This window comes from Devosia algicola, assembly GCF_028816455.1.
Lineage (GTDB): Bacteria > Pseudomonadota > Alphaproteobacteria > Rhizobiales > Devosiaceae > Devosia > Devosia algicola.
This window is the reverse complement of record NZ_CP118246.1, coordinates 2432501-2457611: the sequence shown is the minus strand read 5'-3', so window position 1 is coordinate 2457611 and position 25111 is coordinate 2432501. Positions and strand designations below refer to the sequence as shown.

Annotated in this window: 17 protein-coding genes and 6 pseudogenes (1 of these 23 only partly in view); 20 read left to right on the top strand and 3 right to left on the bottom strand. The window is 57.8% G+C overall.

Annotated features, from left to right (window positions below; translation table 11 throughout):
* The first annotated feature begins 5 nt into the window (after window positions 1-5).
* The 13 genes and pseudogenes from PSQ19_RS13000 to lpdA all read left to right on the top strand — a co-directional run bounded on the left by PSQ19_RS13000 (window position 6) and on the right by lpdA (window position 14095).
* A pseudogene (locus tag PSQ19_RS13000) lies at window positions 6-789 on the top strand (succinate dehydrogenase iron-sulfur subunit).
* A 41-nt stretch (window positions 790-830) separates the two neighbouring features.
* Complete coding sequence (locus PSQ19_RS12995; protein WP_282218072.1) at window positions 831-1052, top strand: hypothetical protein; 222 nt, start codon at window positions 831-833, stop codon at window positions 1050-1052.
* 178 nt (window positions 1053-1230) lie between these two features.
* Entirely contained in the window at window positions 1231-1512 is a 282-nt protein-coding gene (locus PSQ19_RS12990; protein ID WP_282218071.1) for a hypothetical protein, read from the top strand.
* On the top strand, window positions 1487-1819 hold the full coding sequence (locus PSQ19_RS12985; RefSeq protein WP_282218070.1) for an AprI/Inh family metalloprotease inhibitor: 333 nt from the start codon (window positions 1487-1489) through the stop codon (window positions 1817-1819). Before PSQ19_RS12990 ends, PSQ19_RS12985 begins: the two co-directional genes overlap by 26 nt.
* Before the next feature lie 55 nt (window positions 1820-1874).
* Window positions 1875-3026 carry a cell division protein ZapE gene (gene zapE / locus PSQ19_RS12980; RefSeq protein WP_282218069.1) on the top strand — a complete coding sequence of 384 codons (1152 nt, stop codon included), beginning with the start codon at window positions 1875-1877 and terminating at the stop codon, window positions 3024-3026.
* A gap of 130 nt (window positions 3027-3156) precedes the next feature.
* Window positions 3157-4120, top strand: a pseudogene (gene mdh / locus PSQ19_RS12975) (malate dehydrogenase).
* 150 nt (window positions 4121-4270) lie between these two features.
* The gene (gene sucC, locus PSQ19_RS12970; RefSeq protein ID WP_282218068.1) at window positions 4271-5467 is read left to right on the top strand and encodes an ADP-forming succinate--CoA ligase subunit beta; all 1197 of its coding nucleotides are present in this window, start codon (window positions 4271-4273) and stop codon (window positions 5465-5467) included.
* Between the two features lie 40 nt (window positions 5468-5507).
* Window positions 5508-6416: a succinate--CoA ligase subunit alpha gene (sucD, locus tag PSQ19_RS12965; RefSeq protein WP_282218067.1), complete on the top strand. Its 909-nt coding sequence runs from the start codon at window positions 5508-5510 to the stop codon at window positions 6414-6416.
* Between the two features lie 219 nt (window positions 6417-6635).
* A complete protein-coding gene (locus PSQ19_RS12960; RefSeq protein WP_282218066.1) occupies window positions 6636-9632 on the top strand; it encodes a 2-oxoglutarate dehydrogenase E1 component in 2997 nt (998 codons plus the stop codon).
* A 24-nt stretch (window positions 9633-9656) separates the two neighbouring features.
* Window positions 9657-10935: pseudogene (odhB, locus tag PSQ19_RS12955) on the top strand (2-oxoglutarate dehydrogenase complex dihydrolipoyllysine-residue succinyltransferase).
* A gap of 254 nt (window positions 10936-11189) precedes the next feature.
* Window positions 11190-11603, top strand: a complete 414-nt coding sequence (locus PSQ19_RS12950) for a hypothetical protein (protein ID WP_282218065.1) — start codon at window positions 11190-11192, stop codon at window positions 11601-11603.
* Between the two features lie 38 nt (window positions 11604-11641).
* The gene (locus PSQ19_RS20145) at window positions 11642-12664 is read left to right on the top strand and encodes a LysE family transporter (protein WP_282218064.1); all 1023 of its coding nucleotides are present in this window, start codon (window positions 11642-11644) and stop codon (window positions 12662-12664) included.
* A 21-nt stretch (window positions 12665-12685) separates the two neighbouring features.
* On the top strand, window positions 12686-14095 hold the full coding sequence (gene lpdA, locus PSQ19_RS12940) for a dihydrolipoyl dehydrogenase (protein WP_282218063.1): 1410 nt from the start codon (window positions 12686-12688) through the stop codon (window positions 14093-14095).
* A gap of 86 nt (window positions 14096-14181) precedes the next feature.
* Here the strand turns inward: lpdA and PSQ19_RS12935 are convergent, their stop codons facing one another.
* From PSQ19_RS12935 to PSQ19_RS12925, 3 genes are all read right to left on the bottom strand, one after another.
* A complete protein-coding gene (locus PSQ19_RS12935; RefSeq protein ID WP_282218062.1) occupies window positions 14182-15327 on the bottom strand; it encodes a hypothetical protein in 1146 nt (381 codons plus the stop codon).
* Between the two features lie 75 nt (window positions 15328-15402).
* Window positions 15403-16356, bottom strand: a complete 954-nt coding sequence (locus PSQ19_RS12930) for a DMT family transporter (protein ID WP_282218061.1) — start codon at window positions 16354-16356, stop codon at window positions 15403-15405.
* A gap of 196 nt (window positions 16357-16552) precedes the next feature.
* Window positions 16553-17482, bottom strand: a complete 930-nt coding sequence (locus PSQ19_RS12925; RefSeq protein ID WP_282218060.1) for a tyrosine recombinase XerC — start codon at window positions 17480-17482, stop codon at window positions 16553-16555.
* A gap of 124 nt (window positions 17483-17606) precedes the next feature.
* On the opposite strand from PSQ19_RS12925, the gene PSQ19_RS12920 reads away from it, so the two are divergent.
* The 7 genes and pseudogenes from PSQ19_RS12920 to atpD form a co-directional block, all read left to right on the top strand.
* On the top strand, window positions 17607-17738 hold the full coding sequence (locus PSQ19_RS12920; protein WP_282218059.1) for a hypothetical protein: 132 nt from the start codon (window positions 17607-17609) through the stop codon (window positions 17736-17738).
* A 41-nt stretch (window positions 17739-17779) separates the two neighbouring features.
* Window positions 17780-18592 (top strand): omptin family outer membrane protease, encoded by an 813-nt coding sequence (locus tag PSQ19_RS12915; RefSeq protein ID WP_407648992.1) that lies wholly within the window; start codon window positions 17780-17782, stop codon window positions 18590-18592.
* Between the two features lie 64 nt (window positions 18593-18656).
* Complete coding sequence (locus tag PSQ19_RS12910) at window positions 18657-20825, top strand: primosomal protein N' (protein ID WP_282218058.1); 2169 nt, start codon at window positions 18657-18659, stop codon at window positions 20823-20825.
* Window positions 20826-20852: 27 nt separating this feature from the next.
* A pseudogene (locus PSQ19_RS12905) lies at window positions 20853-21548 on the top strand (F0F1 ATP synthase subunit delta); the annotation flags it as partial.
* Between the two features lie 42 nt (window positions 21549-21590).
* Window positions 21591-23128 (top strand): annotated as a pseudogene (gene atpA, locus PSQ19_RS12900) (F0F1 ATP synthase subunit alpha).
* 23 nt (window positions 23129-23151) lie between these two features.
* Window positions 23152-24031, top strand: a pseudogene (locus PSQ19_RS12895) (F0F1 ATP synthase subunit gamma).
* Window positions 24032-24046: 15 nt separating this feature from the next.
* Window positions 24047-25111, top strand: partial view of a F0F1 ATP synthase subunit beta gene (gene atpD, locus PSQ19_RS12890; protein WP_282218057.1) — the 5' portion only. The gene runs 375 nt beyond the window's last position; the window shows 1065 of its 1440 coding nt (coding positions 1-1065); the start codon lies at window positions 24047-24049; its stop codon lies off the right edge, out of view.

Sequence of the window (25111 nt, the reverse complement as noted above, 5' to 3'; positions counted from 1 at the left end):
CGGATATGGTTGAGCCTGCTGCTCCCAAAAATTCTCGCCCCGCCAAAGGCAAGACCTGGCCCAAGCCACAAGGTGCGACGGTGCTGCGCGAGTATAACATTTATCGCTATGATCCAGATAGCGAGGCCAATCCACGCATCGATACCTATTTTGTCGATACAAGTGATTGTGGTCCGATGATTCTGGATGGGCTGTTGTGGATCAAGAACAAGGTTGATCCAACGCTGACCCTGCGCCGTTCATGCCGCGAAGGCATTTGCGGGTCGTGCTCGATGAATATCAACGGGCTTAATACGCTGGCCTGCACCAAGGGCATGGACGATTCAACCGGCCCGATAAAAATCTATCCGCTGCCGCACATGCCGGTGGTCAAGGATCTGGTGCCGGATCTGTCCAATTTTTATGCGCAGCATCGCGCCATTGAGCCATGGTTGCAGACGACATCGGAAACGCCAAAGACTGAATGGAAGCAGTCAATCGATGAGCGCGGCAAGTTGGACGGGCTTTATGAGTGCATCCTGTGCGCCTGTTGCTCGACGTCGTGCCCGAGCCTATTGGTGGAACGGGGAAAAATATCTTGGCCCGGCGGCACTGTTGCAGGCCTATCGCTGGTTGATCGACAGCCGCGACGAGACCACACAGGCCCGTCTTGATGATCTTGAAGACCCCTTCAAACTCTATCGCTGCCACACGATCATGAATTGTGCCAAGGTGTGCCCCAAGGGCCTCAACCCGGCCAAAGCCATTGCCGAGATCAAGAAGATGATGGTCGAACGCAAGGTCGCCTGATAGTTTTGTGCGCAACGCGTAATCAAACCGAGGGTGCCGTCATGTTTGAGATCATCGCCCAGGTTGAGGATCCGTCGATGGCGCGGGTGCTGATCACCGCCCTTCGCGCCCACGGTTTTCATCCGCTCGAAAGTGGCGATGGCGGCCTGCCCGGCGTCGGCGCTGCCTTCGGCAAGGGTGGGGTGCCTATTCAGGTTCCCGAAGAAGAAGTGCGCGACGCACGGACGCTCGCCGACGATCTATTACGCGAAATGTTGGGCTGATTGGCGCGCAACCTGATGAATGATTGCAACAATTCTGCGTTCCAGACATTGCACCCTCATGGTTGCCACAATACTATAGTTGATAGTTCACTCGATTGCGGCGATTGAACCGGGACGGGGCTTTGGCTATAAACCCCGACGTTTATTTTTTGTTGAGCCTAATGGCAGGAGCAGGCCAATGACGGATTGGACACGTGGATCATTTTCCGTTGCAGGATTTGCGGCGATGGCGGTGGTGCTGGCAGGATGCTCGACGGCCCAGCCTCCGGTCAATACTTTGCCCGCGCCGCAGCGTCTACCAGCGGTGGCCAATTCAACCGTTGCCACACAATCGTTACCGGCGATCGGCACAAGTGCTGCACCGGCGCCGGGATTGTCGGGCCAGCCGGTTCTTGGCGGTGTTTCGAGTGCCCCGACCCAGACAGCAACGGCCAATGACAGCCTCGTTTGTGTCGCTTGACCCGCTTGCCAGCAGCTCGGGTGGTTCGGTCGGTGCGGGCCCCGAAGGGGTTTGGACTGTGGTGTCCGGTGTCAGCCGGTGCCGGCTCAACCTGCCGATGACGGCCAAGTCGGGCACCAACAAGTTCCGGGCGTCGGCGCCGGGTTGTGTCATGCCGGGTCTGACCAATGTGGCGTCCTGGCAGCAGGTGGGCAATCAGGTCCAGATATTTGACGAAAACAATAATATGGTGGCGGCAGTCGCTCAGAATGGTGGCGGTTATATCGGCACCACGTCTGGTGGTCAGGGAATTTCAATGACCCGTTAAAGCCGGGCTGCTAAGGAGGGGCATTCGTGCCCCTTTTATGTGCAGCGCCTTTGTGATGATCCCCGAACCCTTATCCAGTCCCGGCGATGGCCTGGTCAGCGCCGCTTACAGTGCCCTGACCGAGCGTGGGGCATTGCATAGCGATCCGGCGCAAATTGAGGCGGCCCAGCTGCTCGACACAATCGCGCTCCAACTGGCAGAAAGCCAAGCGCGACCAAGCTTTTTGGCGCGCTTGTTCGAGGCGCCGGTCAGCGTCAAAGGCGCTTATATTTACGGCGATGTCGGACGCGGCAAGACCATGTTGATGGACATGTTCTTCTCGGTCGCGCCCGAGCCACGCAGACGGCGGGTGCATTTTCACCAGTTCATGGACGAGATTCATGTCGGCATTGCTCAATTTCGCAAAAAGGCCAAGCCCCGCGGCGACGATAGCGATCCGGTGGCCGCTGTAGTCAAGCCGATCATCAAGGCCACGCGATTGCTTTGTCTCGATGAATTTCACGTCCATGACATTACAAATGCCATGCTGCTGCAGCGCCTGTTCGAGCAATTGTTTGCCAATGGTGTTGTGCTGGTGGCGACGTCCAACGTTGCGCCGGACGGCCTCTATAAGGATGGTCTGAACCGGCACCTGTTCCTGCCTTTCGTCGAACTGCTCAAGGCCAATACAACAGTGGCAGCGCTCCCGGCGGCGCGCGATTATCGGCGTGAAAAATTTGTTGGCCAGAAAGTTTACGCCATTGGCGAGGGCGACGCCGCGCGGGCGCGGATGGACAAGCTCTGGACACGGGTGACGGGTGGCGTCGAGGCCAAACCCACCAGCGTTGAAAGTCTTGGGCGACAGATTCACGTGCCGCTGGCGGCAATGGGTGCGGCGCGATTTGATTTTGCCGATCTTTGCGAAAAGCCTTTGGGGGTGCGTGACTATGTGCGCCTGGCCCATGCGTTTGACACCATCCTGATTGATGATGTGCCACAGTTCAGCCGGGTGCGCACCGATGCAGCCAAGCGGTTTATCCTTTTGATCGACAACCTTTATGATCGCGGCGTCAAGCTGGGTGCCAGTTTTGCGGTGCCCATCGAGGCGTTGGGTCAGGATGACAAGACCCGTTTCGAATTTGCCCGCACGGCGTCGCGATTGATGGAAATGAGTTCTGATGAATATCTGGCGCAGTCGTTGCGCGACACTCCTCCCAGCGAGGCATGATTTTTCGGCGAGCCCTCGTGATATATAAGGCATGGGGGCTTGCCAGTTTTAGACGAACGGTTCACTTGCCTCATTAAAGGTCAGGGCGTAAGAAACTGGCCAAATTCAACATAGTCGGAGATGGATGCTTATGGCGCGCAAAAAGATTGCTCTCATCGGATCTGGGCAGATCGGTGGAACTCTGGCCCATTTGGCGGCCCTCAAGGACCTTGGCGATGTCGTGTTGTTCGACATTGTTGACGGGGTGCCGCAGGGTAAAGCGCTGGATCTGAGTCAGTCTGCACCGGTCGAGGGGTTCGACAGCAAGATTACCGGCACGTCCGAGTACAAGGATCTGGCGGGCGCCGATGTGATCATCGTTACAGCGGGCGTTCCGCGCAAGCCCGGCATGAGCCGTGACGATCTGCTCGAAATCAATCTCAAGGTCATGGGCCAGGTCGGCGCGGGTATCGCCAAATACGCGCCTGATGCCTTTGTTATCTGCATTACCAACCCGCTCGATGCGATGGTCTGGGCGCTGCAGAAATTCTCCGGCCTGCCATCGAGCAAGGTGATCGGCATGGCCGGCGTGCTCGACAGCCTCGCGCTTTTGCCATTTCATTGCCGACGAACTTGACGTGTCGATTGAAGACGTCAACGCGTTCGTTATGGGCGGGCACGGCGACACGATGGTGCCATTGCCGCGCTATTCGACAGTTGCCGGCATTCCGTTGACCGATATCGTCAAGATGGGTTGGATGAGCAAGGACAAGCTCGACGAGATCATACAACGCACCCGTGATGGTGGTGCAGAGATCGTGGGTCTGCTCAAGACCGGGTCGGCGTTTTATGCGCCCGCCGCCTCGGCCATTTCGATGGCGGAAAGCTATCTCAAGGACAAAAAGCGGGTGCTGCCTGCCGCTGCGTTCCTTGCGGGCGAATATGGGGTCAAGGACACTTATGTCGGCGTGCCGGTGGTGATCGGCGCCGACGGGGTCGAAAAAGTCATCGAAATCTCACTCAATTCCGCTGAACAAAAGGCGTTTGACAAATCAGTGTCGGCGGTTGAGGGATTGATCGAGGCGTGCAAGAAAATAGCGCCGGCACTGGCCTGACACATGAACAAAGCCGCCCTCGGAAACAGGGCGGCTTTTGACTAGCGGGGCACGCAACATTGCGATGTCTCGCACAATGAAATTTACCCCGGTCCATCATGCGGCTGGGTGCCAGAGCACTCAAATGAGTGTCGCACGGAAGGGCTAGACATGAATATCCACGAACATCAGGCCAAGGCGCTGCTTAAATCGTTTGGCGCCCCGGTTGCCGAAGGCGTTGCGATCTATTCCGCCGACGAGGCTGCGGACGCGGCCAAGTCACTGCCGGGACCGCTCTATGTGGTCAAGAGCCAGATCCACGCCGGGGGACGCGGCAAGGGCAAGTTCAAGGAATTGGGTCCCGATGCCAAGGGCGGCGTGCGCCTGGCCAAGAGCATTGATGATGTCGTGGCCCATGCCAAGGAAATGCTGGGCAATACGCTGGTAACCAAGCAGACCGGCCCGGCTGGCAAGCAGGTCAATCGGCTTTACATCGAAGATGGCGCCGACATTGCGCGCGAGCTTTACCTTTCGCTGTTGGTGGATCGTACCACCGGGCGTGTCGCTTTCGTCGTTTCGACCGAAGGGGGCATGGATATCGAGGCGGTTGCCGAGGAAACCCCTGACAAGATCATTTCGCTTTCGATTGATCCCGATGCCGGGGTGACTGCGTCCGATGTCAAAGCCCTTTCCGACGCGCTGGCACTGACCGGTGAGGCGCGCAACGATGCAACCAAGCTTTTCCCAATTCTCTATAAGGCCTTCACCGAAACCGACATGAGCCTGTTGGAAGTCAATCCGCTGATCGTCATGGATAATGGCCGGTTGCGGGTGCTCGATGCCAAGGTGTCCTTCGACAATAATGCGGCGTTCCGTCATGCCGATCTGGCCCCGCTGCGCGACATGAGCGAGGAAGACGAAAAGGAAATCGAAGCGTCAAAATTCGACCTCGCTTACGTGGCGCTCGATGGCAATATCGGCTGCATGGTCAATGGGGCGGGGCTGGCGATGTCGACCATGGACATCATCAAGCTCTATGGTGCCGAGCCTGCAAACTTTCTTGACGTTGGCGGTGGTGCGACAACCGAGAAAGTCACGGCGGCCTTCAAGATCATTACAGCCGATCCAGCGGTTGAAGGCATTCTGGTCAATATCTTTGGCGGCATCATGCGCTGCGACGTGATTGCGGAGGGTGTGATTGCGGCGGTCAAGGAAGTCGGTCTCAAGGTGCCGCTGGTGGTGCGCCTTGAAGGCACCCGCGTCAAAGAGGGCAAAGAAATCCTCGACAAGTCCGGCCTTAACGTGATTTCGGCCGACGATCTGGATGACGCTGCACAAAAAATTGTGACAGCCGTCAAGAACGCCTGATCGTCCATTCCCTTTCGGCAAGCCAAATCAGAGGCCTCCCATGTCCATTCTCGTCAATAAAGATACCAAAGTTCTCGTCCAAGGCCTGACCGGCAAAACCGGCACGTTCCATACCGAACAGGCGCTGGCCTATTATGGCACCCAGATGGTAGGTGGTACCCATCCCAAAAAGGGTGGCCAGACCTGGACCAGCGGGCTCGACGGTTCCGCTTCCCTGCCCATTTTTACAACCGTTGCCGAAGGGCGCGACAAGACCGGCGCCAATGCTTCGGTAATCTATGTGCCGCCAGCGGGCGCGGCCGCTGCCATTCTTGAAGCCATAGAGGCGGAGATCGAGTTGATCGTGTGCATCACCGAGGGTGTGCCGGTGCTCGATATGGTCAAGGTCAAGCGGGCCTTGGAAAAGTCCAACTCGCGGCTATTGGGGCCGAATTGCCCTGGTGTTCTGACCCCCGAAGAATGCAAAATCGGCATCATGCCGGGATCGATCTTTTCCAAGGGATCGGTAGGTATTGTTTCCAGAAGCGGCACGCTTACCTATGAAGCAGTGTTTCAGACAACCAATGAAGGGTTGGGCCAGACCACAGCCGTCGGTATCGGCGGCGACCCGGTCAAGGGCACCGAATTTATCGATATGCTGGAAATGTTCCTGGCCGACGATGCGACGAAGTCCATCATCATGATCGGTGAAATCGGTGGTTCAGCTGAAGAAGATGCGGCCCAGTTCCTGATTGATGAAGCCAAAAAGGGCCGCAAAAAGCCAATGGCCGGGTTTATTGCCGGATTGACCGCACCCAAGGGGCGCACCATGGGTCATGCTGGTGCCGTGATTTCAGGTGGTAAGGGCGGAGCCGAGGACAAGATTGCGGCGATGGAAGCGGCGGGGATCAATGTGTCCAAGTCGCCCGCGCGCATCGGCAAAACCTTGACCGAAGTACTCAAGGGTTAAACTTTGGTAGCCGGGGTCTTTGGCAGGGGGCTATGGTATGCCGAAATTGCGGCGGGCGATCACGATTGAGCGATATGCGGCGCCTTGCGAGGCGTCGCGGGACTTAACAGGATACTAAGGATAACCAACCATTATTGATCAACTTTGATGGTGACATGTGCGGCTGGCGATGCCAGCCCGATGAAAAGGATGGCGGGGCAAGCGCCTCGTAACAAAGCGATGACACGACAGGAAAAGAACGACTCGTTCTTGCTGACCTCGTTCCTCTATGGTGGGAACGCCGACTATATCGAACAGCTTTATTCGCAGTTCAAAACTGATCCGGCCAGCGTCGATCCGACCTGGTCATCGTTTTTTTCGAGACTCGACGACAGCGCCGATGATGCGCAGAAAAGTGCTGAGGGCGCATCCTGGGCTCGCAGCGACTGGCCAGTGAGCGCCAATGGCGAACTGGTTTCGGCGCTTGACGGTAATTGGGGTGAGATCGCCGTCAAGACCGAAAAGGCCATGGCCAAAATGGCCGAAGCGTCCGGGACACCGGTCGCTGCCGCTGGCGATGTCATGCAGGCGACGCGCGATTCGATCCGTGCCATCATGATGATCCGCGCCTATCGCATGCGCGGGCATCTTCATGCCGATCTTGATCCGCTCAAGCTCAAGGCCGATGAGCCTGCTCCCGAACTGGATCCGGCGACTTACGGGTTCACCGATGCCGACTATGATCGCAAGATTTTCATCGACAATTATCTGGGTCTTGAATACGCCACCCTGCCCGAAATGCTCGAGATCCTGCGCCGCACCTATTGCGGCACGGTCGGCATTGAATTCATGCATATTTCGGATCCTGAAGCCAAGCAGTGGCTGCAGGAGCGGATCGAAGGGCCTGATAAGGAAATTACCTTCACGCCAGAGGGCAAAAAGGCCATCCTGACCAAGTTGGTGGAATCCGAGGGTTTTGAAAAGTTTCTCGACGTCAAATATACCGGCACCAAGCGGTTTGGGCTGGATGGCTCCGAGTCCTTGATTCCGGCGCTGGAGCAGATCGTCAAGCGCGGTGGCGCGCTGGGGGTCAAGGATATTGTGCTGGGTATGGCCCATCGCGGGCGTCTCAATGTCCTGACCCAGGTGATGGCCAAGCCGCACCGGGCGCTGTTTCATGAATTCAAGGGTGGTGCTTTTTATCCGGAGGACGTGGAAGGTTCGGGCGATGTCAAATATCACCTTGGCGCCTCGTCGGATCGCGAGTTCGACGGCAACAAGGTGCATTTGTCGCTAACTGCCAACCCAAGCCATCTCGAAATCGTTGATCCGGTGGTTCTGGGCAAAGCCCGCGCCAAGCAGGACCAGCATATCGCCCCCAATGGCAAGCTGGTTAATCTTGATGTGGTTAAGCCAGATCGTTCGATGGTGCTGCCATTGCTCATTCACGGCGATGCCGCGTTTGCCGGTCAAGGCGTGATTGCCGAGTGCCTGGGCCTGTCGGGCCTTAAAGGACACCGCACCGGTGGGTCGATACATTTTGTTATCAACAATCAGATCGGGTTCACCACCAGCCCGATGTATTCGCGGTCGTCGCCCTATCCCACTGACGTTGCCAAGATGATCGAAGCCCCGGTGTTTCACGTCAATGGCGACGATCCGGAGGCTGTGGTGTTTGCGACCAAGGTTGCGGTGGAGTTCCGTCAGCGCTTTGGCCGACCGGTGGTCATCGACATGTTCTGCTATCGCCGCTTTGGTCACAATGAAGGCGATGAGCCATCATTCACCCAACCGCTGATGTATGCCAAGATCCGTGCGCACCAGACGACCCTGCAGATCTATTCGGAAAAGCTGATCGCTGAAGGGGTGATGAGTGAGGCTGAGGTTGATCAGGTCAAGTCCGATTGGCGTGCCAATCTTGAGAAGGAATTTGAAGCGGGGCAGGACTATCGCCCCAACAAGGCCGACTGGCTTGATGGTCAATGGAAAGACTTCAAGCCTGCCGAACAAGAAGGGCCGCGTCGTGGCGCTTCCGGGGTCAGCGTAGATCGCCTGGCTGAAGTGGGAGCTTTGCTCACCAAGGTGCCTGCCGAATTTCACGTCCACAAGACGGTCAAGCGCTTTCTCGATCATCGCTTGAGTGCCATCCAGTCAGGCGAAAACATCGATTGGGCGACGGCGGAGGCCCTGGCGTTCGGGACATTGGTCACTGAGGGGCATCCGGTGCGTCTGAGTGGGCAGGATGTGGAACGCGGCACGTTTAGCCAGCGCCATTCGGTGCTCAATGATCAGGAAAACGATTCCACCTATACCCCGCTCAACAAGTTGGCCGACGATCAGGCCCGCTTCGAGGTCATCAATTCGATGCTCTCGGAAGAGGCGGTGCTGGGTTTTGAATATGGCTATTCGCTGGCCGAGCCACGGGCTCTGACAATCTGGGAAGCCCAGTTTGGCGATTTCGTCAATGGTGCTCAGGTTGTGATCGATCAGTTCATTTCATCGGGTGAACGCAAGTGGTTCCGTATGTCGGGTCTCGTCATGCTGTTGCCGCACGGTTATGAGGGACAGGGTCCAGAGCATTCCTCGGCCCGTCCCGAGCGGTTCCTGCAATTGTGTGCTGAAGACAATATGCAGGTGGCCAATTGTACCACCCCGGCCAATTATTTCCACATATTGCGTCGGCAGGTAACCCGCGACTTCCGCAAGCCGCTGATCCTGATGACGCCAAAATCGCTGCTGCGCCACAAGCGGGCTGTTTCTGGTCTGCATGAGATGGGCGTTGAATCCTGCTTCCACCGATTGCTTTGGGACGATGCCGAAGCGCCGGGCGCGGCCAAGACCAGCGTCAAGCTTGCCAGTGACGAGCAGATTCGCCGGGTAATCCTATGCACCGGCAAGGTCTATTATGATTTGCTGGAGGATCGTGAAAAGCGAGGCGTAAACGATGTCTATCTGTTGCGTGTCGAGCAGCTTTACCCGTTTCCGGCCAAGGCGGTGCTTGATGAACTCAATCGCTTCAAGAATGCCGAGATCGTCTGGTGCCAGGAAGAGCCAAAGAACATGGGCGCCTGGGCCTTTATCCAGCCCTATGTCGAATGGGTTCTTGACCAGATGGGTCGAACAAACCAGCGGGTGCGCTATGTAGGCCGACCTGCATCCGCATCGACGGCAACCGGGTTGATGCGTACGCACCTGGCCCAACTTGCTGCGTTCCTAGAAGACGCCTTCGCCAATTAGGCGCGACCAAAAAGGGTTATTACAATGTCGACAGAAATCCGTGTACCAACGCTGGGCGAAAGCGTTACCGAAGCGACCATCGGGCAGTGGTACAAGAAGGTGGGTGACACAATTGCGGTGGACGAACCGCTGGTTGAGCCTTGAAACCGACAAGGTGACCATTGAGGTTCCGGCGCCTTCGGCCGGTGTGCTCGAGGCGATTGCGGCCCAACCTGGTGACACAGTCGATGTGGGCGCGCTACTTGGTGCCATTGGCGCCGGTTCCGGCGCTGACAAGGCCGAGACTGCCAAACCCGAAGTGGTCGCGGAAAAGGCGGAAGTGCCGACCTCAAATGCTGCAGGACCCGAGCCGGTCGCACCAGCAAAAACCGAAACGCCCGCGCCAGCCCCGTCAGCACAAAAGCTGATCAAGGAAAACAACATCGATACTGCGTCAGTGGAAGGATCGGGCAAGCACGGTCAGGTTCTCAAAGAGGATGTGCTGGCAGTGATGAGCCGTCCAGCCGCGGGTGCGGCGCCGAGCGCCCAGAATGCGGTTGAATCGGCCAAGCCCGCCGCCGCCGCGACAGCACCGGCCCGCGCGCCAAGCGTTGTTGGCGATGATGAACGCGAGGAACGTGTGCGCATGACGCGACTGCGCCAGACCATTGCGCGGCGTCTCAAGGATGCCCAGAACACCGCCGCCATGCTGACTACCTTTAACGAGGTGGATATGGCACCCGTCATGGCGCTCCGCGCAACCTACAAGGAAATGTTCGAGAAAAAGCATGGCGTCAAGCTCGGCTTCATGGGCTTTTTCACCAAGGCCGTGGTTCATGCGCTCAAGGAAATTCCGTCGGTCAATGCCGAGATTGATGGCGATGACCTGATCTATAAAAAGTACGCCCATATCGGGGTTGCCGTTGGTACCGACAAGGGGCTTGTCGTGCCGGTGGTACGTGATGCCGACCAGATGAGCATTGCCGAGATTGAAAAATCGATCAATGGGTTGGGCCGCAAGGCGCGGGACGGACAATTGTCGATGGCCGACATGCAGGGTGGCACCTTCACCATTTCCAATGGTGGCGTTTATGGCTCGCTGATGTCGACGCCAATTCTCAATGCGCCGCAGTCCGGTATTTTGGGCATGCACAAGATCCAGGAGCGCCCAGTGGTGGTTAATGGCGAGGTGGTTGTGCGACCGATGATGTATCTGGCCCTTAGCTATGATCACCGCATTGTGGACGGTAAGGAGGCCGTGACTTTCCTCGTGCGCGTCAAGGAAAGCCTCGAGGCGCCCGAACGGCTGGTGCTGGATCTTTAGGGATCGGCCACCCATCAACGATCGTGCAAATATCGACGCGGGTCTGTTCTCGAACAGGCTCGCGTTTTGCGTATGGTAATCATATTGGCACGTTGGGACAGCGGACACGCAGCTGTGAGCGAGCCAGTCATAGCTTTGCCCGATTTGCCCATTGAAACGCCCCGGTATTATGAACAAACTACCGCCGGTTGCGGACGAAAAACCTGATCAGGAGTGTCTGTTTGAAAGTAGTTGGGTTGTGCGCGGCGATGCTAATGGTCGGAATGGCCGGCAATGCAATGGCCCAGGATAGCGATCCGGCGCTTGTTGGGGAATTGATGGGCTTTCACGGCACCGAAACCATCGTGTCGGTGATGACGACCCATTGCTACGAAACCACCGGGCTTGATGGCAGCTACAAGAGTGCGGCAGAAAACTGGTATCTGCGCAATGTAGGATTTCTGGAACTCGCGGACCGGGTTATCGAACGATTGGGCGGTCAGTCGGCTGCCGAAGAGTCAGCGGCGCGCGACTATAGCGGCGCCCAGATCATGAGCGCTTATAATCAGGCGGCCGATAAGGACAGATTTTGCCAGGGTTTTCTGGCCCAGGTCGATGGCGGCAAACTCGATATTGATCAGCAATTGCCCAAAATCCTGGAACAGGCACAGGCCATCGCCAGCGAGTAAAGAGTTGCGCGCGGCGGCCAATATGGTCAGATGCAACCATGAGTTTTACCCTGTCACTACTGGCCTGGAGCACAACGCTGGTTGGTGCCTATGTGCTGGTCCAGTCCATTGCCTATCAGTTTGATGTTGGTGTGACACATGGCGCCGGGCCGCGCGACACTGATCGGCCCCCTGGCAAAGTGGCGGGTCGGGCACGCCGCGCATTGGCAAATCTGGGCGAGACCTATGCCGTATTCGTCGCGCTCAGTCTGGTGGTGGAGCCTGTCGGGGCGCGCGGGACCGCTCAGTTTGTGGGGGGGACAGCTATACTTTTGGGCCCGCTGGGTCTATTTGCCAAGCTATCTGATCGGAGTGCCCTATGTGCGCAGCGCCTGCTGGTTGGTATCGGCGCTGGGATTGGTGCTGATGTTTTTCTCGGTGGTGCTTTAGTGGCGATACCATGGTTGGAGTTTGCGGGACTGATGCTGGCCTTTGGCGTCAGCGCCGTCGTGCCGGGCGCCGATTTTGCCATGGTGCTACGGCAATCAATCTCGCGCGGACGACGACCGGCCCTGTTTACCGCCGCCGGCATTGCCAGCGCCATTCTGGTTCATGGCAGTTATACCCTGTTGGGGGTTGGGGTGATCGTTGCCCAATCACTGATTGTCTTCAATATCCTTAAATGGTTGGGAGCGGCATATCTGATTTGGCTGGCCATTGCCGCATTGCGCGCGCCGCCGCCCCAACCACTAGACGATCTGGATAGCGGGGCACGCGCACGCGGCGATGGCGCGGCCTTTGTGCTCGGCTTTTTGACCAATCTGCTCAATCCCAAGGCAGTATTGTTTTTTCTGGCACTGTTTACGACATTGGTGTCGGCGCACACCAGTATGCAGATCAAGGCGCTTTATGTGGGGAGCATGAGCATCACGCTCTTTTCCTGGTTCGCTCTGGTTGCGGTCTTCTTTACAACACCAGCGGTTCGACTTGGATTTTTCCGGTTGGGGCGGTGGTTTAATCGGGTAAGCGGGATTACATTCATCGTGCTGGCGGTTCGAGTGGCTGTGGCACAGCAGCATTAATTTGTTTTGGGGCATGAAATCATGGCAGACGCGTTCGACCTCGTTGTAATCGGCTCGGGCCCAGGCGGATATGTGGCGGCGATCCGGGCTGCGCAACTTGGGCTCAAAGTTGGCGTGGTTGAAAAATGGCCGACCTTGGGTGGCACCTGCCTCAATATCGGCTGCATTCCATCAAAGGCCCTGCTGCACGCTTCGGAAATGTTTGAGGAGGCCGGTCACGGTTTCAAGGCGCTGGGCATCGAGATTCCCAGCCCCGGCCTCAATTTGCCGCAAATGATGAAACACAAGAGCGAAACCGTCGCCTCCAATGTTGGCGGCGTCGATTATCTATTCAAGAAAAACAAGATTACCACGCTGCGCGGCATCGGTTCGATTGCGGCGCCCGGCAAGGTTCTGGTGACGCCGCAAAGCGGACCGACCCAGGAGGTAACCACCAAAAACATCATCATTGCTTCGGGCTCGGTTTCGGCCACCCTGCCAGGCATTGAAATTGACGAGAAGCAAGTCGTGACGTCAACCGGGGCGCTAACGCTCGACAAGGTACCGGCAAAACTTGTGGTCATTGGTGCCGGGGTCATCGGGCTGGAATTGGGATCGGTCTGGGCGCGCCTCGGATCGCAAGTGACGGTGGTTGAATATCTCGACCGGATATTGCCCGGCATGGACAGCGAAGTGGCACGCCAGTTCCAGCGCATGCTGCAAAAGCAAGGCATGGAATTCAAGCTGTCGACCAAGGTTTCGGCGATCGAGAAGACCGAAGAGGGCGGGCTCAAACTGCAGGTGGAAGCTGCCAAGGGCGGTGACGGCGAAGTGCTGGATGCCGATGTGGCGCTGGTGGCCATCGGGCGCAAGCCCTACACGGACGGGCTTGGCTTGGACATTGTCGGTGTGGCGCTGGACGAACGCGGCCGCGTCCGCGTTGATGGCCAATATCGCACCTCGGTTGAGGGCATTTATGCCATTGGTGATGTGATTGCCGGACCCATGCTGGCCCATAAGGCCGAGGACGAAGGTATAGCGGTCGCCGAGATTCTGGTTGGACAGGCGGGGCACGTCAACTACGCCGCCATGCCGGCAGTGGTCTATACCAATCCCGAAATTGCAACCGTGGGCAAGACCGAGGACGAACTCAAGGCCGAGGGCATTGACTACAAGATCGGCAAGTTTCCCTTTACCGCTAATGGCCGTGCCAAGGCGATGCTGGCGACGCAGGGTTTTGTCAAGATATTGGCCGATGTGGATACGGATCGAGTGCTGGGTGCGCATATCGTGGGCAAGAACGCCGGCGAGATGATCCACGAACTGGTAGTGCTGATGGAGTTTTCGGGTGCCGCCGAAGATCTGGCCCGCACGACGCACGCCCACCCCACACTGTCGGAAGCAGTGCGCGAAGCGTCCTTGTCGCTCGGCGACGGCGCCATTCACATTTGATCAGCGGCGACTGGCTAACGGTCGACTAAATCAAAGAGGCGGATCGCTGGGGCGATCCGCCTCTTTCCACTTTGTGCCCGGAGGGCTCAGGGCATGGCCGCGACCGTGCCGCCTTCAAATGCCGCGCGGCAGTCATTGGCATCATGCCACTGGTTGTCATAGGTCAGATCGCTAGCCACCCCGGGGCCCTCAAAGCGTGGGTCATCGCACTCGTCGTCATTGGCATAGCTTGAGGTATTGTCACCAAAATCAATGCCGCTCGCCTTGGCGTCATAGGGGGCTTTGCCCTGGTAGCTGGCCTGATAGACCGGGCGTGGCCAGACAGTGCCTTCACTCATCAGCGCCGCACAATCGGTCGCATCGGCCATTTGGTCGACGGACAGTAATTTCTTGGCGACGCCCGAGCCCTCAAATCTTGGATCGTCGCATTGTCCGTCATTGGCATATTTGGAATTGTCGGTGCCCATGGCAAAGCCGGATATCGGGGTGGTGTCTCGTACGGTGATGCTGCCTGCAGCAAAGGCGGCGCGACAGTCGCTGGCGTCATGCATGATGTTGCCAAAGGAGGGGTCGTCGGACACTCCTGCGCCCTCGAACCTTGCGTCATCACATTCATTGTCGTTGGGATAGGTGCCCTCATCGTCGCCAAAATTGACCTCGTCGATGGTGGGTTGAACGAATGGTGGCGGTGGCACTGCGGAGGCTTTCAGGATTGCGGTGCCAGCCTCGACGGCGGCACGACAATCACTGGCGTCGTGCATGGTGTCGATTTCTTCGGCTGATTCGATGGCGCCACTGCCCTCAAAGCGTGGGTCGTCGCAATCGCCATCATTTGGATATTGACCAAGATCGTCGCCATAGTTGATCTCCTGGTTTGAGATGACCTCTGGCGTCTGGATAGCGGGTTCGGTGGTTGCCGGTGGCACCTCGGATGCATCGCGCAGCGTTACCGTGCCGGCCTCGAACGCGGCCTTGCAGTCGGCGGCGTCCTTGCCGATATCGACGTCCTCGAGTTCGACTGCCATCGCCGAACCGATGAAGCGTGGATCGTCACATTCAGTATCATTGGCCCAGGCGCTGGTATTGTCGCCAAAATCGATGGCGTTGATGGCGTCCGGGGTTGGCGCTGTTGTCTCGGTGGTGTCGCTCTGGGCAAATCCGGGACTTACCGCAGCAAGGCCGAGCAGTAGTCCCAGGACGGTGCCGGTGCGCAAGTGTCTGGCGACGTTCATTAGTTCTCTCCCAAGAGCGATGCATCAATTTGGGCTACCCTACTACGGCAATGGCCGGGTCAAAAGCCCCTGCAATCATGCAATGCTGCGGGCGGATCGCTCGGCCCGACTGAAAAGCACCGATCCCAGGATAACCAGCGCGGTGCCAGTTATGTGGTAAAGGGTGAAGGGCTCCGAGAGCACGATCACAGCCAGGGCAATGGTAAAGATCGGTCCGAATGTCGACATCGACGAGGTGGCTCTCGCGCCGATGCGCTGAATGGCATTGTTGAGCAAAAACGACGGCAACACCGTGCCGATGACGCCGAGACACAGCCCGTAGATCCAGACCTCGATGCGCAGGTGGGCAAGGGAGGCCGCGCCGTAAAGCGCCGTGTTCTGGCCCAGTGCGGCGATGGCGGCGGTCATCATGCCGATGCAGGTAAAAAGCCCAGCGCCAATCTTGCGCATCTGAGCCTTGGCGAAGTGCTGATAAAAGGCAAAGGTCACTGCTGATCCCAATACCAGGGCGGTGCCGATCACCAATCCCTCGGGTGCTACCGAGAGGTTCCAGCCAAATATCACCAGCAGGCCCGAGTAGGAGATGGCCATGGCGGGAACGACGCGCCAGATCATCCGGTCACCAAAAAACCAGACGCCAAACAGCAGGACGAAAAAGGGATAGGTGAACAGGACCAGCCGTTCATACTGAGCGGACAGGAAGTTGAGACCGGCAAAATCAAGATAGCTGGCGACATAATAGCCCAACAACCCCACGGCCATGCTCAGCAGCAAATTGGTTGGGGTCAGTCGGGCGCGGTTGGTCGGGTCGCGCCACAGCAGGGTTATGAAAATCACGACATAAAACGGCATGGCGACGAGCATGCGCAGTGCCAGCAGGGTTTCGGTTCCCACGCCATAGGCATAGGCCAGCTTGATGAAAATGCCCTTGGTGGAAAAGAGTACGGCACCGCCTATGGCTAGTGCGTAGCCGGACAAATCAATGGTGGCGGCGGTGGGCGTCGTAACGGCAGCAGCGTCGGTGGGCATGGATATGGTCCTTGTAGACCTGCCATCAGGTCACCGGAGGCGCCTGATGGCGGGCCGGTGACATTAAATTCGCTCAAGAAATCAGCGCGCGTCCCGGTCCCAATTGGTGCCAGGAAGCAAAATAACTGTGATGAGAATGGTGCGCGCAGACATGGTCATATTGCTACATCGTGGACAGCGGCGGGTAAAGCGCATTTCAGGCGCGCGGATGGGCCAGGCGATAGCTTTCGAGCAATCGGTCAGTATCAACTGCGGTATAGATCTGGGTGGTGGACAGTGAAGCGTGGCCAAGCAATTCCTGGATTGCGCGCAAATCCCCGCCGCGCCCGAGCAGATGAGTAGCAAAGGAATGGCGTAATGCGTGCGGGGTAGCCGAGGGCGGAAGGCCAAGGGCCGCGCGCAATTGTACTACTCGCATCTGCACCAGTCGGGGTGAGAGCACGCCTCCCCGGACGCCGCGAAACAGCGGGTCATCGGGCCAAAGCTTGAACGGGCACAGTTCGAGATAGGTCTTAACGCTCCGGCGCACGCTATCAATCAGGGGTACGAGCCGTACTTTGCCGCCCTTGCCGGTAACGCGCAATGAATTATCTTCAAGATCGCTGCGGGTGATCGCCAACGCCTCTGCGATACGCAGTCCTGCTCCGTAACACAGCGCCAGCACCGCCATGTCGCGAGCGGCGACCCATGGCCGCTCCTCCATTTCAGCGGTAGTGGAGATGGTGTTCTTGGCCTCGGCCACGGTCAATGCCTTGGGTAGCGAGCGCGCCATTTTTGGGGTACGGATAGTGTTGAGCGCCTCGGTAGAGACCGCGCCTTCGCGCTCGAGATGGTTGAAAAAAGATTTGAGTGCCGAAAGGGCGCGGGCCAGCGAGCGCGACCCCAGAGATTGTTGGCGCCGGACTGCCATGAAGGCACGAATGTCGGCGCCGCGCAGGGCATTTAGCGTATCGATGGTGACAGTGCCGCCGCAATGGGCGGAGAGAAAATTGAGAAACTGGCCGAGGTCGCGGCTATAGGCCTCAAGCGTATTTTGGGACAGGCGTTTGACCGATCCCAGTTCGCGCTGCCAATTGGCGATGTGGGATTTGATCGCCGCGTCGGTGGCAAAGGCGGTATCGTTCATCTACTCAACATGGCACAGTCAGCGTTAGCAAAGTATAACATATTGTTAGCGTCTCGGTGCCACATGGTTAACCCGAGTTTAACATAAAGCGCCGAAATTGGGGCAAGGCGGTTTGGAGCGGATCATGACCAGAATAACAACACTATCGGTAGTGATCCTGGCGACAATGTCGCAGGCGGCGCTGGCGCAGTTTGACGACGGGTTCGGGTCGGACGGGTTTTTGGACCCGACGGATCGCCCGGTGCACAATATGTAAGCCCCGACGAAACGCTACGGGCCGCCATTGGCGTTGGCGCCATGTTCCTTGAGGGCAACGAGTTTGTCTATAATGGCGACTACAGGGTCAGCCGCCTCAACTGGCGGAGCCGGTCACCGGTATTGCGCGGCAGCATCGATGTTAATCTGGCCAGTCGGTTTAGCGTGCGTGCGGAAGGCAGCGCGGCTGGGTTCGGTACCAGCTATATGGAAGATTACGACTGGTTGGGCGGTTCAGACGCCGAGGCGAACTGGACGCATCGCTCCCAACATGACGACACAAGACTTGATCATTATTTCTCGGGCAGCCTGGCTCTGGGCTATGAACTATTCAACGACGGTGACGCCAATGTGCGATTCCTGGCCGGGGCGGAATATACTGATGTCAAATGGTCTGCCTATGGCGGTTCTTATATTTATAGCTCAACAAGCCTGCGCGACACGATTGGCGTTTTCCCTGCCGGCTCACCCGCGATCGCCTACCGCCAGCAGTTCCCCGAAGTTTTTGTCGGCTTTGATGGCGATGTGAATTTTGGCAATGTGCGCTGGGGCGGCATGATGCGTGGCGGGTTCACTGTCTATTCGCGCGCCACAGACGATCACTGGATGCGAAACCTGAATTTTGTCGACACGCTCAATGTCGCGCCGAGTTTCGCGCTTGGAACCGATGTCGGCTATCAGCTGGGCCAAAATGCCGAAGTGTTTCTGGCCGCCCGCTACGACCAGATTATGGAGCAGCGCGGCGACACCGAGATCACCGACACAAATACTGGGGTGGCCACCACCTATCGCGACACCGGCGCGGGACAGTTGCAGAGCCTGACACTCACCGGCGGTTTCAAAGGAAAATTCTGACTGCCCCGACTGGCCGAATCGCATCGACGCCCTATTTAATGTGTCTGGAACAGAACGGGCACAAATGGATCAGGCGCCAGACATAGTTGCAGTGATGGTCGGTGTTGCCGTCGAGGGGCCCTATAGTTATCGGGTACCGGATGGCATGACAGTGGAACGCGGCTCCATAGTCGTGGTGCCGCTTGGGCCTCGGCCTACGCTTGGCGTGGTCTGGGGTCAGCCCAGGGACAGTTTTGCTCATAACCGACTCAAGGACATCTCCCGGGTCTTTGATGTACCCCCGCTCAGTGAGGAATTGTTGTCGCTGGTGGACTGGGTTTCGCGCTACACGCTGGCCGCGCCGGGCATGGTGTTGCGGGCGGTGCTTCGTTCGCATGAGGCGTTGGAACCAGAACGGCGACAAATTGTTTTTCGCGCCACCGGGTTTGAGCCGGAAAAGCTGACCGCGGCACGGTTGCGGGTGCTCGATACCCTCAATGACGGGCAGGCCTGGGCCAAGGCCGCGCTGGTTGGCGCTGCCGGGGTTTCGGCCTCGGTAATTGATGGTCTTGAGCGGGCGGGGGCGCTGGAGCGCCTTGAAGTGCCACTGCCGCCGGTAGTCATGCCACCTGATCCCGATACCGATGTTGCCAGGCTCAATGCGGAGCAACAGCAGGCGCTTGATGATATTCGTGCGCTTGACCCGCATGAGTTTGGCGTGGCGCTTCTCGACGGGGTGACTGGCGGCGGCAAGACCGAAGTATTTTTTGAAGCGGTAGCCGACACATTGCGGGCCGGGCGCCAGGCTTTGATACTTCTGCCCGAGATCGCGCTGACGCACACATTTCTGGCGCGTTTTACCAAACGATTTGGCACCAAACCGGCGGAATGGCACTCGGATATGACCCCGGCGCAGCGCGGACGGGTCTGGCGCGGGGTGCTTGAGGGCGACGTGCGGGCGGTGGTGGGTGCCCGCTCGGCGCTGTTCCTGCCGTTTCGCGAGTTGGGCCTGTTGGTGCTGGATGAAGAACATGACGGTGCATACAAGCAATCGGACGGTATTACTTATCACGCCCGTGATATGGCGGTGGTGCGGGCAAACCTTGCCAAGGCGCGGGTCATTCTGGCCTCAGCAACACCCTCGGTTGAAACCCGCAACAATGCCAATGCGCGGCGCTACAGCCATGTGATGCTCAACGCCCGATTTGCCGAGGCGGCAATGCCCGACATTGCCGCTATCGATATGCGCGAAGAGGGTCCGGCAAAGGGCGAATGGATTGCACCTCGGCTGGCGCGCGAAATATTTGCGACGCTGGACAGGGGAGAACAGGCGTTGCTGTTTCTCAACCGGCGTGGTTACGCGCCGCTGACATTGTGCCGCCAGTGCGGGCACCAATATCAATGCCCTGATTGCTCGGCATGGTTGGTCGAGCACCGGTTTCGCGGCGTTCTTGCCTGCCATCATTGCGGGCATGAACAAAAAATTCCCAAGGATTGCGGGGCCTGCGGGGCGGTCGACGCCCTGGTTGCCGTTGGGCCGGGGATTGAGCGGATAGCCGAGGAGGCGGCAGCGCGCTTTCCCGACGCCCGTCGGGTTATTCTGTCGTCAGACATGGGCAGCAACGCCCATTTGCGTGACCGTTTCGCCGAGGTCGAAAAGGGTGACTATGATCTGATCATTGGCACGCAACTGGTGGCAAAAGGTCATCATTTCGAAAAATTGACGCTTGTCGGGGTGCTCGATGCGGATCTGGGGCTTGCCCATGGTGATCCTCGGGCAGCTGAAAAAACCTTCCAGATCCTGACCCAGGTCGCGGGACGCGCCGGGCGAGCATCAAGAGTGGGGCGGGCATTGCTGCAGACCTATCATCCCGATCATCCAGTGATGCGGGCGATGGTGAGCGGGGACCGTGAAGCGTTTTATGCACATGAATTGGCAGCGCGCGAAGCGGGCGGGTTGCCACCCTTTGGGCGGTTGGCGGCGTTGATCGTTTCGGCCAGCGACCATGATGTGGCGATGGGGCATGCCAGAAAGCTGTTGACCGCGGCACCCATGGCCGATGGTGTGCGCCTGTTCGGCCCGGCAGATGCGCCCGTAGCGATGGTGCGTGGACGCTATCGAGTGCGGTTGCTGGCGCAAAGCGGCAAGGGGTTTGACCTGTCCGGCTATGTCCGGTTCTGGCTGGCTTCGGCAGAGCGAACCTCGGGCAATTTAAGGGTGCAGGTGGACATCGATCCGCAAAGCTTCATGTGAGGTTTTCCCTGCGACACTTTTCCGGCCATGAATCGGCGCGGCAAGCCTTGCAAGGCTCGCTGTGGCTGTGGTAGAGCGTGCGCAACATCGGCGGGGTCTCCGGACGGCCCCGTTGCAAGAACTATTTCAAGCGTCAGCAACCGCCCGGCTCTTTCTTGTTTGAGGCGGGTTCAGCAGGCAGGCAACCAAGAGGGTGATGCGGCATTGGCAGCGCAGAATTCAGTGCTTGTACAGATCGCACGACCATATGCGTCGGCTCTGTTCGACCTCGCCCAGAGCGAGAATCAGCTGGCATCAGTTGAAACCGGTCTTTCCGATATTTCCCGCCTGATTGGGGAAAGCGACGATTTTTCCCGCTTTCTCGGCTCACCCGTCATAACCGGTGACGTCAAGGCTACCGCTATCGATGCGATACTTGAGAAGGCACAGACCAATCCATTGGTCGCCAATTTTGTGCGCCTGGTGGCGCAAAAGGGGCGGCTGTTTGCACTTGAGCAGATCATTGCCGCTTTTCGCGCATTGGCTGCCGCCGAACGCGGTGAGGTCTCCGCGGATGTGACTTCGGCCGTGACGTTGAACGACGAGCAGGTTTCGGCGCTGGCCGAAGCGCTCAAGGCCAAGATTGGCAAGACTGTCACACTTAACCAATTTGTTGATTCATCCTTGATCGGCGGCCTTCAGGTGAAGGTCGGCTCGCAGATGATCGACAGCCTCGCTAAAATCGAAATTGACCGCGATGAAGATCGCCATGAAAGAGGTCGGGTAATGGATATCAAAGCTGCGGAAATTTCCGCGATCCTCAAGGACCAGATCAAGAATTTTGGTCAGGAGGCCCAGGTTTCCGAAGTCGGCCAGGTTCTGTCTGTCGGCGATGGCATCGCTCGTGTTTACGGGCTGGATGCTGTGCAGGCTGGTGAGTTGGTTGAATTTCCCGGTGGCATCATGGGCATGGCGCTGAACCTTGAAGCCGACAATGTCGGTGTGGTTATTTTTGGCGATGACCGTTCGATCAAGGAAGGTGATGTCGTCAAGCGCACGGGTTCGATCGTGGATACGCCAATCGGCAAGGGCCTTTTGGGCCGTGTCGTTGACGGTCTGGGTAATCCAATTGATGGCAAGGGTCCAATCGAGCACACGGAGCGCAGTCGCGTCGACGTCAAGGCGCCCGGCATTTTGCCCCGCAAGTCGGTGCATGAGCCAATGTCGACAGGCCTCAAGGCCATCGATGCGCTGATCCCCATTGGCCGTGGCCAACGCGAACTGATCATTGGTGATCGCCAGACCGGCAAGACGGCGGTTATTCTCGACACTTTCCTTAACCAAAAGCCTGCGCACGCGGCCAATGGATCTGAGACTGAAAAGCTCTATTGCATCTATGTCGCTATCGGGCAGAAACGCTCGACCGTTGCCCAGTTCGTGCGTCAGGCTCGAAGAATCGGGCGCCATGGAATATTCGGTGGTGGTTGCCGCCACCGCTTCGGATCCAGCCCCGCTACAGTACATCGCACCCTTTACCGGTTGCGCGATTGGCGAGTTCTTCCGTGACAATGGTATGCATGCGGTTATCGCTTATGACGATTTGACCAAGCAGGCCGTGGCCTATCGCCAGATGTCGCTTCTGCTGCGTCGTCCGCCCGGTCGCGAAGCCTATCCCGGCGACGTATTTTATCTGCATTCACGTCTGCTCGAACGGGCTGCCAAGGCTCAATGATGATCATGGTCTTGGTTCACTGACGGCGCTGCCGGTTATTGAAACCCAGGCAAACGACGTGTCGGCCTATATTCCAACCAATGTGATCTCGATCACCGACGGCCAGATATTCCTTGAAACCAATCTGTTCTTCCAGGGTATCCGCCCGGCGGTGAACGTTGGTATTTCGGTGTCTCGCGTGGGCTCGGCCGCCCAGATCAAGGCAATGAAGCAGGTTGCGGGTTCACTCAAGGGCGAATTGAGCCAATATCGTGAAATGGCTGCTTTTGCCCAGTTCGGCTCGGATCTCGATGCCTCGACCCAGCGATTGCTGAACCGTGGCGCGCGGCTGACTGAATTGCTCAAACAACCCCAGTTCTCCCCACTCAAGATCGAGGAACAGGTTGCGGTGATTTTTGCGGGCGCCAATGGCTATCTCGATGATCTACCGGTGAACAAGGTATCCGATTTCGAGGCAACTGTTCTGTCCAACATGCGCGGCAAGCATGCCGATTTGTTGGCTGCGATCGCCAAGGAAAAAGCCCTGTCGGACGATTTGCGCAGCCAGCTCAAGGCAGCACTCGACGCCATCAAGAAGACCTACGCGGCTTAAGCGTTTTACGGAAGTAGAGGCCTATGCCTTCGCTAAAAGACCTTAAAAACCGGATTTCCTCGGTCAAATCGACCCAGAAGATCACCAAAGCCATGCAGATGGTGGCCGCCGCCAAATTGCGGCGAGCGCAGGACGCGGCCCAAGCTGCGCGTCCCTATGCCGAGCGCATGGATCGCGTGCTGGCCAGTCTGGGTGCCGCATATGAAGGGCGGGCCGATGCGCCGCTGCTGTTGGGCGGTACTGGCAAGGACGAAACCCATTTGCTGATCGTGGCCACCGGCGAGCGCGGTTTGGCGGGCGGATTCAATTCCTCGATTGCCCGGCTGGCGCGTGACCATGCAGTCAAGCTTCTGGCGGCGGGCAAGACCGTCAAGATCATGACCGTTGGCCGCAAGGGCAATGATGTGCTCAAGCGCACCCATGGCGGCAATATTGTGGATTTCGTGACCTTTCGCGAAGTCAAGCAGATCGGGTTCAGCCATGCAGCCGAAATTGGCGACAAAGTGCTGACAATGTTCAATGCTGGCGAGTTCGACGTGGCGACGCTGTTCTATTCGCGATTCCAGTCGGTGATTGCCCAAATTCCAACCGCGCAACAGATCATTCCAGCCAAGTTCGAGGCTGCTGACGACGATGATGCGGCCAGCATCCCTTATGAATATGAGCCGAGTGAAGAAGCCATTCTTGACGCCTTGCTGCCGCGCAGCGTGAGCGTTCAGATTTTCCGTGCCTTGCTGGAAAATGGCGCATCATTTTATGGGGCGCAAATGTCTGCGATGGACAATGCGACGCGTAACGCCGGCGAAATGATCGGGAAGCTGCAGCTGAGCCTATAATCGCCAGCGCCAGGCCCAGATCACCAAAGAACTCATTGAAATCATTTCGGGCGCGGAAGCGCTCTAACACGAGGACCTTCAAATGGCAGAGAAAAAGGCCGGCCGCATTTCGCAGGTCATTGGTGCCGTTGTTGACGTAACGTTTGACGGCCACTTGCCCGCAATCCTGAACGCGCTTGAAACCAGCAATAATGGCAATCGCCTGGTGCTGGAAGTGGCGCAGCATCTGGGTGAAAACACAGTTCGCACCATTGCGATGGACACGACCGAAGGTCTGGTGCGCGGGCATGAAGTTACCGATACAGGCACTGCGATTTCGGTTCCAGTTGGCGAAGCGACTTTGGGTCGCATCATGAATGTTATCGGCGAGCCGATTGACGAAGTTGGTCCTTTGTTGACCGATGATCGTCGTGAGATCCACCAGGACGCGCCGTCTTTTGTCGATCAAAACCCAGAAAGCGAAGTTCTGGTTACCGGGATTAAAGTGGTTGATCTGATCGCCCCTTATGCGCGTGGCGGCAAGATTGGTCTGTTCGGCGGTGCCGGGGTTGGCAAGACGGTGTTGATTCAGGAATTGATCAACAATGTCGCCAAGGCGCATGGTGGATATTCGGTGTTTGCCGGGGTTGGCGAACGCACCCGCGAAGGCAATGATCTTTACCACGAAATGATCGAGTCGGGCGTGAACAAGGATCCAGCCAAGAATAATGGCTCTGCCGAGGGCTCAAAGTGCGCACTGGTCTTTGGTCAGATGAACGAGCCTCCAGGGGCGCGTGCCCGTGTGGCGTTGACCGGCTTGACCGTGGCGGAAAACTTCCGCGATCAGGGTCAGGACGTGTTGTTCTTTGTTGATAACATTTTCCGCTTTACCCAAGCCGGTGCTGAAATGTCGGCGCTATTGGGTCGTATTCCGTCTGCGGTGGGCTATCAGCCAACTCTGGCCACTGATATGGGCCAGATGCAGGAGCGGATTACCACTACAAATAAGGGCTCGATCACCTCTGTGCAGGCTGTTTATGTGCCCGCAGACGATTTGACCGATCCCGCCCCTGCCTCCTCTTTCGCTCACCTTGACGCGACGACCGTTCTGGATCGTTCGATCTCGGAAAAAGGCATTTACCCAGCGGTTGATCCCTTGGGGTCGACG